At 47.0% G+C, this 16510-nt stretch carries 12 protein-coding genes; 9 read left to right on the top strand and 3 right to left on the bottom strand.

Translation table 11 applies throughout. The features are described from left to right. Positions 1–14 precede the first annotated feature (14 nt). Positions 15–245 carry a hypothetical protein gene (locus ACFW2W_RS07090; protein WP_378175242.1) on the top strand — a complete coding sequence of 77 codons (231 nt, stop codon included), beginning with the start codon at positions 15–17 and terminating at the stop codon, positions 243–245. A gap of 496 nt (positions 246–741) precedes the next feature. Then, positions 742–1557 carry a protein rep gene (locus ACFW2W_RS07095; protein WP_378175245.1) on the top strand — a complete coding sequence of 272 codons (816 nt, stop codon included), beginning with the start codon at positions 742–744 and terminating at the stop codon, positions 1555–1557. A 44-nt stretch (positions 1558–1601) separates the two neighbouring features. Here ACFW2W_RS07095 and ACFW2W_RS07100 read toward each other — a convergent pair whose 3' ends face one another. From ACFW2W_RS07100 to pdxA, 3 genes are all read right to left on the bottom strand, one after another. Next, positions 1602–2063: a hypothetical protein gene (locus ACFW2W_RS07100; protein ID WP_378175248.1), complete on the bottom strand. Its 462-nt coding sequence runs from the start codon at positions 2061–2063 to the stop codon at positions 1602–1604. A 544-nt stretch (positions 2064–2607) separates the two neighbouring features. Beyond that, positions 2608–3675, bottom strand: a complete 1068-nt coding sequence (locus ACFW2W_RS07105) for a phosphodiester glycosidase family protein (RefSeq protein WP_378175251.1) — start codon at positions 3673–3675, stop codon at positions 2608–2610. 55 nt (positions 3676–3730) lie between these two features. Further along, a complete protein-coding gene (gene pdxA, locus ACFW2W_RS07110) occupies positions 3731–4900 on the bottom strand; it encodes a 4-hydroxythreonine-4-phosphate dehydrogenase PdxA (RefSeq protein WP_378175665.1) in 1170 nt (389 codons plus the stop codon). Positions 4901–4949: 49 nt separating this feature from the next. On the opposite strand from pdxA, the gene ACFW2W_RS07115 reads away from it, so the two are divergent. From ACFW2W_RS07115 to ACFW2W_RS07145, 7 genes are all read left to right on the top strand, one after another. Continuing rightward, positions 4950–5063, top strand: coding sequence for a PetM family cytochrome b6-f complex subunit 7 (locus tag ACFW2W_RS07115; RefSeq protein ID WP_378175254.1), 114 nt, complete (start codon positions 4950–4952; stop codon positions 5061–5063). A gap of 245 nt (positions 5064–5308) precedes the next feature. Next, a complete protein-coding gene (locus tag ACFW2W_RS07120; RefSeq protein ID WP_378175257.1) occupies positions 5309–6286 on the top strand; it encodes an SDR family oxidoreductase in 978 nt (325 codons plus the stop codon). 119 nt (positions 6287–6405) lie between these two features. Continuing rightward, positions 6406–7323 (top strand): NAD(+) kinase, encoded by a 918-nt coding sequence (locus tag ACFW2W_RS07125; protein ID WP_378175668.1) that lies wholly within the window; start codon positions 6406–6408, stop codon positions 7321–7323. 180 nt (positions 7324–7503) lie between these two features. Beyond that, positions 7504–8541: a class II fructose-bisphosphatase gene (gene glpX / locus ACFW2W_RS07130; RefSeq protein WP_378175260.1), complete on the top strand. Its 1038-nt coding sequence runs from the start codon at positions 7504–7506 to the stop codon at positions 8539–8541. A 142-nt stretch (positions 8542–8683) separates the two neighbouring features. Next, positions 8684–9970 carry a glutamyl-tRNA reductase gene (locus ACFW2W_RS07135; RefSeq protein ID WP_378175263.1) on the top strand — a complete coding sequence of 429 codons (1287 nt, stop codon included), beginning with the start codon at positions 8684–8686 and terminating at the stop codon, positions 9968–9970. 74 nt (positions 9971–10044) lie between these two features. Next, positions 10045–13032, top strand: coding sequence for a UPF0182 family protein (locus ACFW2W_RS07140; protein ID WP_378175266.1), 2988 nt, complete (start codon positions 10045–10047; stop codon positions 13030–13032). A gap of 681 nt (positions 13033–13713) precedes the next feature. Continuing rightward, positions 13714–16509, top strand: coding sequence for a SpoIIE family protein phosphatase (locus ACFW2W_RS07145; protein WP_378175269.1), 2796 nt, complete (start codon positions 13714–13716; stop codon positions 16507–16509). Position 16510: the final 1 nt, after the last annotated feature.

The raw sequence follows: 16510 nt of genomic DNA on the forward strand, positions 1-16510 counted from the left end.
TATATAAAGAATTAATGACCTATACCTTGAGTCGAGTTCCTAACGTATACGCTGTGATTGAGGATGGTCAAAAAATTTCAGAGCAATGCAATCGTCGTTACTGCTCTGGAGAAAGAAAGCTGCACATAGAAACAGTAATTCGCCAAGGAATTTTCGAGGTTATCCAAAAGAAGAGAGATTGGATTAAACATCAACTTTCTAACTCATCTGAACAGAGTTTTTCTCCATCTACTTGGTTTACCTAATTTGCAAAGGTTTAAGCAAAATTTATTTAGGAGCGGATAGACAAGGTTATTGAGCCGTACTGTCTATAACACTTCTAAAGGCGAGATTCCCGACTTCTCTAAGAAGTCGGGAATCTGAACTGCTGGCTCACAACTGAGATAGAATTGCTATAGATATCTATTGCCACGACTTGAGACACCATCCATTTTAATCAATACGGTTTTTAGCAACACGAAGTTTTAAAAAAATGTATTTTGACATTTAATAGGGTTTATTTACAGTTAAATAGTGAGTTATAGGTAGATGCGATCGCGCTTTTTTATTGGTGCTAGATGGTTAAGCGATCGCGCATTATCAACTTAGAAAAATTTTTTTAACTGTACCAGCAACGGTGTTATCCCATACAGGAGAAAAGTAATTCAGCGGATTGATTTACGTATTTCAACGGATGGATGAATGTAGAACCCCCTGATAGTTTGAGTTGATCGCAGTAAATCAAACATAGCAGGGGGGTTCATGTCTGATAAAGCCGCAAACGGAAGCTTGATTCCTTTTAGTGTCTCACCTCAAGACAAGTGTGAACCAAGTACAGATGCATTAGGATTATCTGATATCTCCCCAAAAGGCAACACTTGGGAAAAGCACCGAGCAAATGCGGATATAGTTTCTAAGCACTACGCTGGCGCTGGAAATGGTGGTTTCAATCGCTATGCTCATCGGGTTAGTACCTGTTCCGAGTGGCTGGAGTTTCGATTAGTGCCAGCATCCGAAGGTTCGCTCAACTTTAAGCTATCAAATACCCGATTTTGTCGCGTTCGTCATTGTCCGGTTTGTCAGTGGCGGCGAAGTCTCATGTGGAAGGCGAAAGCTTATAAAATTCTCCCGAAAGTTGTCGCTGATTACCCCAAATACCGCTGGCTTTTTATTACTCTGACTGTAAAAAACTGTCACATTGAGGATTTGCGGACAAACTTGGATGGGATGAACAAAGCTTTTAAGCGATTAACTGAGTTAAAGGCATGGCCTGCAAAAGGTTGGATAAAGTCTGTAGAGGTTACTATAGGTCGGGATTGGGTATCTGCTCACCCACATTTACATATTTTGGCTCTGGTACAGCCTTCATACTTCAGTCATGGCTATCTTTCGCAAGCTAAGTGGGTAGAACTTTGGCAGCAGTGCTTGCGGATAAATTATAAGCCAGTTATCGATGTCAGAGCGATCGCTAAGCATCACGACCCCACATTGCTAATCCCCGAAATCCTCAAGTATCAGGTGAAGGAGTCAGACTTGGTAGCAAATCGGGAATGGTTTCTAGAAAGTATAGAGGGTTAACGGAGATTAGCCAACGAGAGAATTAAAGAGAGGATATAAGGACTTCAAGACGTTTGAAAGGTAGAAACAGGTCTTGAGAGTAATGTGAGAGTACGATTACAATAAGCGTAGCAGTAGCTAGAAGGGAAAGGGAGTAGGAGGAGATTTTTGCCAGATTTTATGACTGATGAATGCGATGGGTGGAGAATTCCATTGCGTGCAAAGGGGTAGAGATAAACCAAATTATTTCTTTGATACCAACTGACAACATAGACTGGAGCTTGTTTAGATTGTTCACGCAGTTGTGCTTTTGCATCACCTACAATTGCTGAATCAAAACGAGTAGATGAATAGGATCTCACCTTTGATTCAATATAATAGGCAATTTGACCTGATGGTTTAAAGATAGTGGCATCCCATCTGGCATACTTATAAGCCGTAAATTTTACTGAATAAGTTGGATTGAGAACTCGAACCAAATCTAAAACCACTTGACGATTGAAAAGTTCGTTTTGGGAGAATGCCATGAGTTTTGCCTAAGAATAAAGTTGACAAGAATTCCCCTTGATAGCAATAGCTTCAAGGAAATTAGTTTGGGAATAAAAGCTGTAAAAAGCCAGAAAAAAACCTCCTAGTAAGAAACCAGGAGGTTAAAAGAGTGATAAATTTCGTACTTTTGCGGCGCGAGCCGTATTGAAAGGATTGGGGTAAATGAGTATAGTGAATGAAGCTTCACCCCCCTCTCAACGCGAAGCGCACACTCACCAACTATTGGGAAAGCGAGTAATACCAACTCAGACACTTCCGGCGCGAGCCGGTTGTCTATCAGCGAAGCGAGTAATCCCAACTCACACCGACCAAACCTAAGCGAAGCGAGAGATGCTTAATTCACAACTCCCCGGTTCGCGCCAGGGGAGCTAGATGTGGAATTGGCAGAGGAATAACTTCACTCGAAACTGAGAAATAACGGCGGTGATGAATTTGTAAAATAAAAGTAAATAAATAAAGAAAACCATAAGAGCGATCGTACTTTTTTACCATCGATATAGAGACGCGATCGCCTCCTTATTTCTACCTACTCTTAGCTCGCGGAGCGCTTACCACACCGATGGTTTGGGGAATGGTTCTTGTAGATTTAATATAATTTTTACCCTGAGCCAGCAACTGTGAAGATCCGCCACCATCGAGCATGACTACTTTATCTGCACCAAACTTTTTTAGTGTCTCCGCTGCATGAAACTGAGTCGAATCACTTGAATTAAAAATTAAAACTGTTTCATAAATACCGTTAGAGTCGCCATCTCTAACTCCCATAAAAGTTCTACCAAGATTTTTATTAATAGATTTATTTGCATTTTCGCTCAAGCCAACAATGATATTAGGAGCTGAAGAAGAGTAAAGAGGATTTTTGCCCTTAAAAGCGCTAATTTTTGCACGAGTCTTCCAAACTTCAAGCATCAGCTTTTGGCTAGCAAATTCACTTTCTCCCGCATAGCCGTTACTAATGATGGTTCCATTGGCTTTAACTGGAAAGGCTAAGTTAGTGATGGTGGCGGAGTTAGTATCATTTCTGAAAAACTGACCATTAGTGATAGAAAAAGCCTTTTTATTTAAAGAATAGAAATGATCCCAGGCTTGTGTAAGCGTTTGGCGTCTCAACTTAGGATCGTTTCCGCCATAAGCGCCTTGTCTCTTACCCAGATTGGTAATCTCACCATAAAGAAACTTTACAGACGCGCCTTGGCTCAAATCAACAACTTGCACATAATCAGAGTTTTGGTTATAAAGCGTAACTCCTGGCGCACTTCTAACAACTTTAAAACCAAGAGGAAATAATTTTTGATTGCGATCGCTTTTAACAAATAGTGTCTGTGAGGAGATACCGTTTCTAGCATCCCACGCTGGAGAATATCCCTGGTGAATAGAATTCGCGGCTACATAAGCAACACGCAAAACGGCAAAACCCCTCTGTGCGGTTTTTAAATACCTTGAGTTTGCGAAGGCGGAGTTCGTTGGTACTGTTGAGGCTGCTATTCGCTCGGACTTGGCTCGATCGTTCTCAGATATAGATGCAGGAAGGTTTGGAGCGCTCAAGTGGATGCTTTGAGCGATCGCGGTAAAAATAAAATATGCAAACATGAACGATCTCTTTTCTATTTGACCTGGTTGACGATACCTGATTAGCTAGCTAGAGCTACATGGAGTTCGCTGCTATCCTCCGATCTGCTAATTCAGCCCCAAGTTGAATCGCTGCTTTCATACTGGTAGCATCGGCAATTCCCTGACTAGCGATATCAAAAGCAGTCCCGTGATCGGGGGAGGTGCGGATGAAGGGAAGACCGATAGAAGTATTCACAGCTCGGTCAAATGCCATCAGTTTAACGGGGATTAAGCCTTGGTCATGATAGAGTGCCAGGTAAGCATCGTGAGCTTGGGAGATGCCATTGGAACCGAACCAGGCTTGACCGGGCTTTACCCACATCGTATCTGGGGGAATCGGGCCATCCAGTTGCAGATGAGGTCGCCGTCGCTCCTGCTCTAGCCAAGGGATTAACCAGTCTATTTCTTCTCGTCCCAGTTGCCCTTGTTCGCCGCTGTGGGGATTTAAACCCGCGATCGCTATCTTCGCCTTTTCTATCCCAAAATCTGCCTTTAAGCATTCCACCAGCAAATCAAGTTTATTCGTCAGCAGCTGCGGTGTCAGCACCTCAGCAACTTGACGGAGGGGAATATGGGTGGTAGCAAGTAAAGTGCGGAGTGTCCAGCCGGTATGAGGCGATCGCGCCACAAATAACATCCCAAATTGCTGGACGCCGGAACGCTTGGCTAATAGTTCTGTTTGACCGGGAAAATCATATCCAGCGGCTTTCCAAGCAGATTTCGCAATCGGGCCAGTCACAATGCCGTGGAACTCACCCGAAAGAGTGTGAGCGATCGCAGTTTCCATATAAGCAAAACTTGCCGCGCCACTAGCAGCATTCCCAGTCCCAATATTAATTTGCCGCTCTATTTCCCCGTCCAGCGGGACATCAAGAATTGATAACTGTGCCGGGTTTGCCAGCGGTGCTGACACCAACTCAGATGCCTCCCCACCCGCTTCTAAAGCCTGCGGAGGCAGGCTTTGTTCGTGTAGCCGCGACTTTAGTCGTCCGGTCAATCGATGATAAGTTTCTTGTAACAGTGCCCGACTGCCAACTACTGTAATCTGGCAATTTTGGATAACCGTCGGATCTGCCAACGCCTTCAGCACTACTTCTGGCCCAATCCCCGCCGGATCTCCCAGTGTTACAGCTAACCGAGGACGGTCTTGCCGTTGCGTGAGATTGACAGGTGTTTGTGTAAAGAAAGTTTTCACAGCTTTCAGCTTAAAATACTCTAAACTTTTTAATTGATTCCCAAGGAGCCTACAACCGATGAGCGGTGAGATTTTTAATGCAGCTATATTGTCCTTTACCCTGATTTTAGTGGGTCTGGGCTTGGGCTTTTTGTTACTCAAAATCCAAGGGGGCGAAAACGAGTCCCTCTAAGGACAACCCCTGAAAGCAAGGACAGGCGGCGCGAGTGGTGTTCCATCAAAAATCGCACTCCCTGTCCCTTGCCGGTTGCCTTATCATCTAGCGATTCAGTATTTGGGGCATCCTGACCCGATTAGCTAGTGGTGTCGGAAGTGAGCGATCGCTATCTTTATTAATTTTGTAAACTTTCTTTGCGTTAAATCTGAGATTTCTGATAACATCTTATAGAAAGTTTAAGATTCCTTACTAATTACTAGATGACTTTATTAATTGTCGGTGCCACCGGCACCCTGGGCAGACAGGTGGCTCGTCGGGCAATAGAAGAGGGCTATCAAGTTCGCTGTATGGTACGGAGTGCGAAAAAGGCGGCATTCTTAAAAGAATGGGGTGCCCAGCTAGTACCCGGCGATCTCACCAATCCCGAAAGCCTAAAAGCAGCCTTTGAAGGTGTCACAGCAGTGATTGATGCGGCAACTTCACGACCCACAGACTCCACCAGTATCAAACAGGTAGACTGGGATGGCAAAGTAGCGCTGATTCAAGCCGCCGCCGCTGCCAAAGTTGAGCGTTTTATCTTCTTCTCCATTTTGGATGCTGAAAAGTACCCCGAAGTCCCGCTGATGGAAATCAAGCGGTGTACGGAACTTTTCTTGGCAGAATCGGGGTTGAATTACACCATTCTGCGACCTTGCGGCTTTATGCAAGGGCTGATCGGTCAGTATGCAGTGCCGATTTTAGATGGGCAAGCTGTGTGGGTGACAGGTGACACCTCTCCGGTGGCTTACATGGACACTCAGGATATTGCTAAGTTTGCACTAAAAGCGCTTAAGGTTCCGGAAACCGCCAACAAAACCTTTCCGGTTGTGGGTTCTCGTGCTTGGGGTGCCTATGAAATCATCCGCCTGTGCGAACGTCTTTCCGGGCGGGAATCTAAGGTAACGCGGATGCCTTTGGGTTTACTGCGGACAGTGCGACGGATCGCTCGCTTTTTTGAGTGGGGCTGGAATCTAGCAGATCGGTTGGCTTTTGCAGAAGTGGTAGCGACAGGCAAACCCCTGAATGCGCCGATGGATGAGGTTTATCAAGTCTTCGGGATAGACCAAGCCCAAATCACGACTTTGGAGGCATACCTGCAAGACTACTTCAGTCGCATCTTGAAAAAACTTAAGGAAATTGATTACGAAAAATCAAAAAATAAAAAGCAGAGCAAAAAAAAGATGCCATTTACATCTTGAACTGATTACAGCCTTAAAGAAAAGTGAGTTGTTAGTTGTTGGTTTTTAATAGGTTACATACCTAAAAACCAACCATTGATCGCTAACAATTAAGAATGAACTACTACCGGACTCGAAGCGTGCCCAAAGCAGGGATTATATACAATGACACCAAACCTGTAGCTTGTCGCGTTGCCACAGAGTTAAATGACAAGCTAACAGCCGCTGGTTGGGAAGTTTGCATGACAACGGGTTCCGGTGGGATTTTGGGATATTCTCGCCCCGATCGTCCGGTGTGTCATACCCCAATTGATTCCCTGGCTCCCCCTGGATTTGATGAAGAGATGAGCTTTGCGGTGGTGCTGGGGGGAGATGGCACGGTTCTGGCGGCATTTCGCCAAGTGGCACCTTGTGGGATTCCCTTGCTGGCGGTGAATACCGGGCACATGGGTTTTCTAACTGAAGCTTATGTGAACCAGCTGCCGCAAGCGCTGGAAATACTAATGGCTGGGGAGTATGAAGTTGAAGAGCGAGCGATGCTATCGGTGCAGCTATTTCGAGATAATACCCGGCTGTGGGAAGCGCTGTGCCTGAATGAAATGGTGATTCATCGGGAACCGCTCACCAGTATGTGCCATTTTGAGGTGCTGATTGGGCGTCACGCGCTGATGGATATTGCCGCAGATGGGGTGATTATCTCGACTCCGACTGGCTCGACGGCTTACTCACTGAGTGCTGGGGGGCCGGTGGTGACGCCTGGGGTGCCGACATTACAGTTGGTACCGATTTGTCCTCATTCACTGGCGTCTAGGGCGTTGGTGTTTGCAGATAGCGAACCCGTGACGATTTTCCCAGCGAATCCTACTCGGCTGGTGATGGTGGTGGATGGGAATGCTGGGTGCTATGTATTGCCAGAAGATCGGGTGTATCTGGAGCGATCGCCCTTTTCGGCTCGATTCATCCGCTTGCAATCCCCTGAGTTTTTCCGAATTTTGCGAGAAAAACTCGGTTGGGGTCTGCCTCACATTGCGAAACCTACCTCGGTTGAATTGCCCTAAAGAAAGTCAGGAGTCATTAGTTATTCACCAACTAATGACTCCTGACCCATGACTAATTACAAAAGTTAACATAAACCAAGCCGTTAATCTCCAGCTTTGGGTATCCCCCCTCTGATAGACTTCTAACTGGAATCGCCAGATGAAACGACGCTAAATCAAGCAGTTGAGAGGATAGTTTTTGTGGAAAATACGCTGGGATTAGAAATTATAGAGGTAGTTGAGCAAGCTGCGATCGCATCCTCCCGGTGGATGGGCAAAGGCGAAAAAAACATAGCTGACCAAGTCGCTGTGGAAGCCATGCGGGAGCGGATGAACAAAATTTATATGCGGGGTCGGATCGTCATCGGCGAAGGCGAACGGGATGATGCCCCCATGTTGTATATCGGAGAAGAAGTTGGTATCTGTACCCGCGAAGATGCCAAAAATTACTGCAACCCAGATGAATTGATAGAGATTGATATTGCCGTTGACCCCTGCGAAGGCACCAACCTCGTTGCCTACGGTCAAAATGGTTCAATGGCAGTTCTGGCAATTGCTGAGAAAGGCGGTTTATTTGCCGCTCCTGACTTTTACATGAAAAAGCTGGCAGCGCCCCCAGTGGCACGCGGTCATGTTGATATTAACAAGTCCGCCACCCAAAACCTAAAGATTCTCTCCGAGTGCCTGAGTCGCTCGATTGAGGAACTGGTGGTCGTGGTGATGGATCGCCCCCGTCACAAAGAGCTGATTCAAGAAATCCGGCAAGCGGGAGCTAGAGTGCGACTGATCAGCGATGGTGACGTTTCTGCTGCCATCTCCTGCGCCTTTTCGGGTACCAATATTCACGCTTTGATGGGAATTGGTGCTGCACCCGAAGGCGTCATCTCAGCCGCCGCTCTGCGCTGTCTGGGTGGACACTTCCAAGGTCAGCTGATCTACGATCCAGATGTGGTGAAAACTGGATTGATCGGGGAGAGCAGAGAGAGCAATATCGCACGGCTTAATGGAATGGGCATCACAGACCCAGACAAAGTTTACAACGCTGACGAACTAGCCTCTGGCAAGACGGTTCTGTTCGCAGCTTGTGGCATCACCCCCGGCACACTCATGGAAGGCGTCCGCTTCTTCAAGGGAGGCGCACGCACTCAAAGCTTGGTCATTTCCAGCCAGTCGCAGACGGCTCGGTTTGTTGACACTATCCATATGTTTGAAGAGCCGAAGCAGCTGCAATTGAGGTAGTCTGTGGGTAATTGGGTTGCAGGTTGTAGGTTGCAGGGTGAACTTTCAACCTTCTAATCTTCAACCTTGTAATCTTCAACCTTCAATCTTCTAATCTTTTAACCTTCAACCCAATAAGCAATTAGTAATTAGCAATTAGCAAATGAATATTGCAGTCGTAGGTCTTAGCCATAAAACAGCGCCGGTTGAGATTCGGGAAAAATTAAGTATTCCAGAGCCAGCGTGTGAAGGTGCAACTCTTGCCCTCATGAGCTACCCCCACATTGCAGAAGTCGCGATTCTTAGCACCTGCAACCGCCTGGAAATTTACATCGTTGCTCATGAAACCGAACAGGGAGTTCGGGAAGTTACCCAATTTCTTTCCGAACACAGCAAGTTACCCCTGCATCAACTACGGCAACACTTGTTTGTTTTGTTGCATGAAGATGCAGTCATGCACTTGATGCGGGTGTCAGCAGGTTTAGATAGTTTGGTGCTGGGCGAAGGGCAAATCCTGGCGCAAGTGAAACATACTCACAAACTAGGACAGCAATACAAGGGCATCGGTAGCATCCTGAATCGGTTGTTCAAGCAAGCGCTGACTGCTGGGAAGCGAGTCCGGACGGAAACCAGTATCGGTACGGGTGCTGTCTCAATTAGTTCAGCCGCTGTAGAGTTAGCCCAGATCAAAGCCCAGAACTTGGCAGCTTGTCGAGTGACGATTTTGGGTGCTGGGAAAATGTCCCGGCTGTTAGTGCAACATTTACTGGCAAAAGGAGCGGTTCACATCTCGGTTCTGAACCGTTCTATCCAGCGGGCGCAGGAATTGGCGAATCAGTTCCCAGAGGCGCAGTTGCAACTGTATCCGCTGTCGGAAATGATGTCAGCGATCGCTACGTCGGACTTGGTGTTTACCAGTACCTCTTCTACAGAACCACTGTTGAATCGGTCGAAACTGGAAATTCACCTGGAAGCGCACCGAGGTTTGATGATCTTTGATATTTCTGTCCCGCGCAATGTGGATGGGGATGTTAACGAGCTGGACAACGTGCAGGCGTTTAATGTCGATGACTTAAAGGCAGTGGTGGCTCAGAATCACGAAAGCCGCCGTAAGATGGCAATGGAAGCCCAGGGGCTGCTAGAAGAAGAGGTGGAAGCCTTTGATGTCTGGTGGCGATCGCTCGAAACCGTTCCCACCATCAGCTGCCTGCGTGATAAAATGGAAACGATTCGCACTCAAGAGTTAGAAAAAGCTTTGTCTCGCTTGGGTACGGAATTTGCCGAAAGACATCAAGAAGTTATCGAAGCACTAACGCGCGGAATTGTCAACAAAATTCTGCACGATCCGATGGTACAACTGCGATCGCAACAAGATATCGAAGCCAGACGCAAAGCGATGCAGGCACTCCAAACTCTGTTTAACCTGGATATAGGCGAACAATTTAGCTAATCGTTCAGAGTTCATCGTTCAGGGTTCATGGCAACTTCTATGAACAACGAACAACGAACAATGAACAATGAATAATGAATCGAATTTTTCCAGGGATTGTACTGCTACTAGGACTGTGGCTAGCCTTCGATCTAGTCGCTTACCTAGTAGCAGATGTTTTTTGGTTTCAGGAAGTCGGATATCTACCGGCGTTTCTTCTCAGGGTAAGAACTCAGCTGGGGTTGTGGGCGATCGCATTTATTGTCACAGCTGGCTTTTCACTGGGTAATTTATATCTGGCTCATCTTCTTAAGTATCCTAAAGAGATCCCCCCAACCCCCCTTAAAAAGGGGGGCTTTGATTCCCCCTTTTTACTAGGGAAGCGGCGCGTTAGCGCGAGGGTGAGGGGGGATCGAGTCTTAACCGAAGAGTATAAGGGAGAATCCTTTTTTTCAATCAGTCCTCAGTCGTCAGCACTGAAATTGCGATCGCTTTTGCCTGGGATAGGGGTACTTAGTGTGCTGATTGGGTTGATGCTGCTGCACTATGGTCAAATAGCAGCTAGTTATTGGCATCCTAATGTTAGCTTGCCGAGTGTATCTCCCCTTTTGCCAGTTTGGTTTCAGCCTGAGTTGATATGGCAGATGGGTAGAAAGACGCTTTCTAGCATCTGGCAAGTTGTCGTGGTGTTGGTAGCGGCGGCGCTGGTGTTGATTTATCCGCAGTTTTTGTTAACAGCGATCGCGCTTTTCCTCAGTTTATTCTTTGGACTGGTGCTGTCAAGTCACTGGGCGAGAATCTTACAGTATTTCCATACCACCAGTTTTAACAACACCGATCCCTTATTTGGGCGAGATATCAGCTTTTATGTATTTCAGTTGCCAGTTTGGGAGTTACTAGGATTTTGGGTTTTCGGACTATTTTTGTATGGTTTTGTAGCAGTCACCCTGATATATTTGCTGTCTGGAGATAGTTTGAGTGAGGGCAGATTTCCAGGGTTTTCCAAATCCCAGATGCGTCATTTGTGCGGACTCGGTAGTTGCCTATGTGCTGCTTTTGCTCTCGGTTATTGGTTATGGCGCTATCAATTGTTGTATTCCACCACCGGCGTTACCTATGGTGCCAGTTACACTGATGTCAGCGTGCGATTGCCACTGTATACCGGATTGAGCGTATTCTCACTAGCGATCGCGCTACTTTTGTTCTGGCAGACAATTCAATTTAAAATAAAAAGTTTTAATTTTAAAATTATTTACATTGCCTTTTTAATATTTAATTTTTCATTTTTGATTGCCTTACCCACCGTGGTGCAATGCCTCATCGTTCAACCCAATGAATTGGCGCGAGAACGAACCTATATTGAACACAGTATTGCCTTTACCAGGGCAGCATTTAATTTAGAGAATATTGAAGTTAAAACCTTCGACCCTCAAGGGAATCTTACTGCCGCAGACATCCAGCAGAATGAACTGACGATTCGCAATATTCGCCTTTGGGATAAGCGCCCACTTCTACAAACAAATCGCCAGTTGCAACAAATCCGTCTCTATTACAAGTTTCCTGACGCTGACATTGACCGATATACCTTGAAGATAGCAGCTTCAGAGGAAACCAGGCAGACCGAAAGGCAACAAGTGATTATCGCAGCTAGAGAGTTAGACTACAGTGCTGTTCCCCCGGAAGCAAAGACTTGGGTAAACAAACATTTGATTTATACTCACGGTTATGGATTTACCCTCAGTCCGGTCAATAGAGTTGGTTCTGGTGGACTGCCAGACTATTTTGTTAAAGACATAGCCACCAATCCCGATGCTGCTAACAACAGCGCCTTAAATGTATCTAGCGAACGGATTCGGGCCAGCATTCCGATTGGGATACCCCGGATTTATTACGGCGAAATCAGCAATACTTATGTGATGACGCCAACCAGAGTCAAAGAGTTAGATTATCCCAGTGGCAACGAGAATGTTTATAACACCTACGATGGCACTGGCGGCGTCTCCATCGGTTCGTGGTGGCAGCGTCTTTTATTTGCCGAGTATTTGAAAGACTGGCAAATGATGTTTACGCGGAATTTCACACCGCAAACCAAGGTGTTGTTTCGTCGTAATATAACACAGCGAGTTCAGGCGATCGCCCCTTTCTTGCGGTTCGATAGCGATCCCTACTTGGTAGTTGCCAAGACCGATGCATCGAACGAGCAAAATTACCTTTACTGGATTATCGATGCTTATACAACAAGCGATCGCTATCCCTACTCCGACCCTGGCGAAAAGCAATTTAATTACATCCGCAACTCCGTCAAAGTTGTCATTGATGCCTATAACGGTTCGGTTAATTGTTACGTTGCCGACCCCCAAGACCCGATTATTACCTCCTGGTCTGCGATCTTTCCCGACCTGCTAAAACCATTAAATGCTATGCCCACTTCCCTGCGGAGTCATCTTCGCTATCCAGTGGACTTTTTCAGCATTCAGTCAGAACGGTTGCGGACTTATCACATGACCGACCCGCAGGTGTTTTACAATCGGGAAGACCAGTGGCAGGTTCCGACTGAGATTTATGGTAGCGAACCGCGACCCGTGGAACCTTACTACCTGATCATGAAACTGCCGACGGCCCAGGAAGAAGAATTTATTCTTCTCCTTCCCTTCACACCCAGGCAACGCACCAACTTAATTGCCTGGTTGGCGGCACGTTCCGATGGAGATGAATATGGCAAGTTGTTACTCTACGAGTTTCCCAAGCAACAACTGGTTTACGGAACCGAGCAAATCGAAGCTTTAATCAACCAAGATCCGGTCATTTCTCAGCAGATTTCTCTGTGGAATCGGCAGGGTTCACGGGCAATTCAAGGTAATTTGTTAGTAATTCCGATAGAGCGATCGCTCCTCTACGTCGAACCTCTTTATCTAGAAGCCGAACAAAATAGTTTGCCAACATTAGTGAGAGTCATTGCTGCCTACGAAAATCGCATCGTCATGGCAGAAACTTTAGAAGAATCACTTCAAGCAATCTTCCAGACAGAAAAACCAGCTACCCCAGCAATTATCCGTCCAGTCGAACCGTTGGGCACTCCTTAAACGAGTAGTTCAACATAGGAAACTTGACCGAATGTGGGCTAAAACTGAGAGCTTGCATCTTCAGTCCACTAAGCGTGGACTTGATTCTATTAGCCCGGTTGAGTTCCGGGCGGGATTGGCGACTTGTTGAGAATGGTGCAAGATGTGAGCTAAAAGCAACTTAAGTATTCTTATCCCATTCAAGGATATATTCTCAACAATTCATCGCCATCCTAATTTATCTGTGAACTCCTCTTCCCTCTTCTTCTCTTCTCTCTTCTCTCTTCTCTTCTCTTCCCTCTGCGTCCTTGGCGTCCTCTGCGGTTCGTTAAAAAAGTCTCACCAATCAAATAGGACTGCTATAGTTCCTACTTTATCGTTCATGACAACTCTTCTTCAACGAACAGATGAGCAAGTGTATCTAGAGAAAATAACTTAGTAGAACCCATGAAATTACCGAAGCCGAAAATAGGTCTGTGATGCAATACTTGCTAGAACAGCGTTGTGTTGAAAACGTGCGGCTATTTGCGTATCCAACGATTTACAATGGCATCAGTTTGCCAGTACTCAAACAGAAATAGTTCGACATATAAATTAAAAGAAAGTATCCTACTGCGATTAATTATCCTAAATCTCCATAACGCGATCGCTCTCATTGTCAAGCGCTGAAAATAAATTGACATAAAAACACTAATAAACCTGATGACCTCAACACCATTGCCGACAATAATAGACTCTGCCCCTCCAAATCGGTACTCAGCCCCGCGCTTACCCCGCAGTCTTAGCTCTCTAGAAACGTGGGGCTTTGGTCTGACAGCTCATATCTCGTGGCCTGCCATTGCCCCCGCACTGCACGTTGCTCTGGGAACTGGGGCTATTTTCGTCTGGTTGCCAGGAACAATCCTCGGCATCTTGCTAAACCTGCAAGTAAAACGCTTAGGCAGGCATTTTCCCGACGTAGCCGGAGGAACGCCCAACTATACCACCCGGTTGCTAAAGCACTATCCGGGGCTAGCCCGTTACGCAGCAATTGGTTACTTCTTCAGCTGGGTCTCAACGCTGGCGATTAACGTAGTTGTGCTTACAGAACTGATTAAGGTAAACCTGGAGCCTTTAGGGATTGCTTGTCCCGATACTCTCGTAAAAATTGGCTTTACGCTGATCACTTTTATTTTGGCGTTTAGCGGCACCCGCGCCTTAAGTATTCTGCACTTATTTTTTGTCATCCCGGCAATTGGACTTTTACTCGCTTTTTGCCTATTTGGCATCGGCTGGTTAGCCACTTCCCCAGCCAGTCCTGGCTTTTTCCCGACCACTTGGTCGCATCTCTCTTTTGTGGATTGGGCGAAGTGGTTATTCTTCGTCACCTACACGACCTACGCTTGTGAATCTGCGTCTGCATTTGTTGCCGATAGCCGCCGTCCTGATGAAACGTTGCGGTTCCTAACTATCTCATCTTGGATCATGCCGCCCATCTTTCTGGGGGGTTCCTGGGTACTGATGCGCTTAGCCACCGACCCAAGTCTGGGCGGTGACACCTTCTTAAATTTGTTAGCGGTTTCCACGCCATTCTGGGGAAAGTCGGCAGCTTTCATCGTTACCTTTTTTCTTGCCGCTGGTTCGCTTCTCTCGTGCGCGACGGTGGTTTCCAACTGTCCCCGGATGCTGTACCAACTTGCCGTGGACGGACATTTATCTCCCGTGTTCGCTGTGGTGTCCCGACGGGGTGTATTCGGTCCCGCCTTGGTGCTGACGTTGTTGCTCAGTCTGATTTGTCTAGCTTGGGGAGATGTCCCCCGGATTGCGGTCGTGAGTAACACCGGCTGGTTTGTATCGATCATGTCGGTGCATTTAGCACTGTGGCTGCGCCGAAAGAGACCGGAGGTATTTCTGCCTTGGTGGTCGGGTGTCTTGTTTTTGCTGGAAGTCGTTGTCTTGGTGGTTGGGGGTTTGGCTTGGGGTTGGAAAGACTTCTTGATTGGGTTGCTATTTCCCCTAGGGATTTTGGCAGCAGATCGGGTGATGCGCCACATCCGGTTGGCACCCTTTCATCCCGCTTGGTGGATTCAGCATTACCGAGGGCGATCGCAAACTAAAATATCCGATTTTGTCGCCTTTCAGGTGGTCATCCTGATCTTACTGATCTGTAGCGCTGCCACCATTAGCTGGGTGTTTAGAGCCAGAGTCGGAATGATAGACGTTGGTCATAACAGCAACAATCTGTATGTGGTGCTGCTGCTGACGATTGCTTTTGTTGGGGTAGCGATCGCTTGCTGGACAAGTTTGCCCCAAGTCACGGCAATCGTCGAAGCCAGAGAACAGTCTGAGCATTTGTTCAATATTGCCATTGACGCGATTCTCGTAGTCGATGAAAACGGCGTCATTCGTCAAGCCAACCCAGCCGCCGAGCAACTATTAACAGCGATCGCTCCCCATCTCCTGGGATATCGTCTCAACCAGATATTTCCCGCCTTGGCAGGTCAGCCAGATGATTGGTCGAGCCGAAGCGAACATACCCTAAAAACGCCCGAACATCCTACCATTGTTGAGGCAGCCGTCTCCAACCGTTTCAATCAAGACTTCCAAGAATATGTGATCCTGGTGCGCGATATTACTGAGCGCAAGCAAGCTGAGGAGGCGGTGCGGAATTACAGCTACACTTTGGAACAAAAAGTTGAGGAACGCACCAGCGAACTCGCTCACGCCAACGGCGAGATTCTTGCCCTCAACGAGCGTCTCCAAGCCGACAATATCCGCATGGGCGCTGAGTTAGCCGTGACGCGCCGACTGCAACAGATGCTATTGCCCAAACAGCAAGAACTTGAATCGATTGCCGGACTGGAGATTGCCAGCTTTATGGAACCAGCCGAAGAGGTAGGCGGCGACTACTACGATGTACTCAATTACGAGGATAAGGTCAAAATCGGGATCGGCGATGTAACCGGACACGGACTCGAAAGCGGCGTCTTAACGATCATGGTGCAGACAGCAGTCCGGACGCTACTGGAAAACAACGAAACCGACCCCAGGAAATTCTTGGACGTACTCAACCGAACCATTTATCACAATGTGCAGCGGATGAATTGCGATAAAAATCTCAGCCTCTCCTTACTGGATTACCAAGCAGGAACGCTGCGCCTGACCGGACAACACGAAGAAATGATTGTCGTGCGTTCCGGCGGTGAGGTGGAACGGATTGACACGGTTGATTTAGGCTTCCCGATTGGGCTAGAAGCAGACATTACCAATTTCGTCGCCCAGATTCAGTTGCAATTGCATTCAGGGGACGTAGTGGTGCTGTACACCGATGGCATCACTGAAGCCGAAAATAGATTCAGGGTACGATACGGGTTAGAGCGGCTGTGTGAGATAGTCAGCCGCAACTGGCAACAGACGGTTGGGGAAATTAAACAAGCCGTAATTGACGATCTGCGGCAGCATATCGGCGAACAGAAAATTGACGATGACATCACTTTGCTGGTTCTCAAACAGAAATAAG

Origin of the sequence: Coleofasciculus sp. H7-2 (assembly GCF_042747725.1) — a bacterium.
GTDB lineage: Bacteria > Cyanobacteriota > Cyanobacteriia > Cyanobacteriales > FACHB-T130 > FACHB-T130.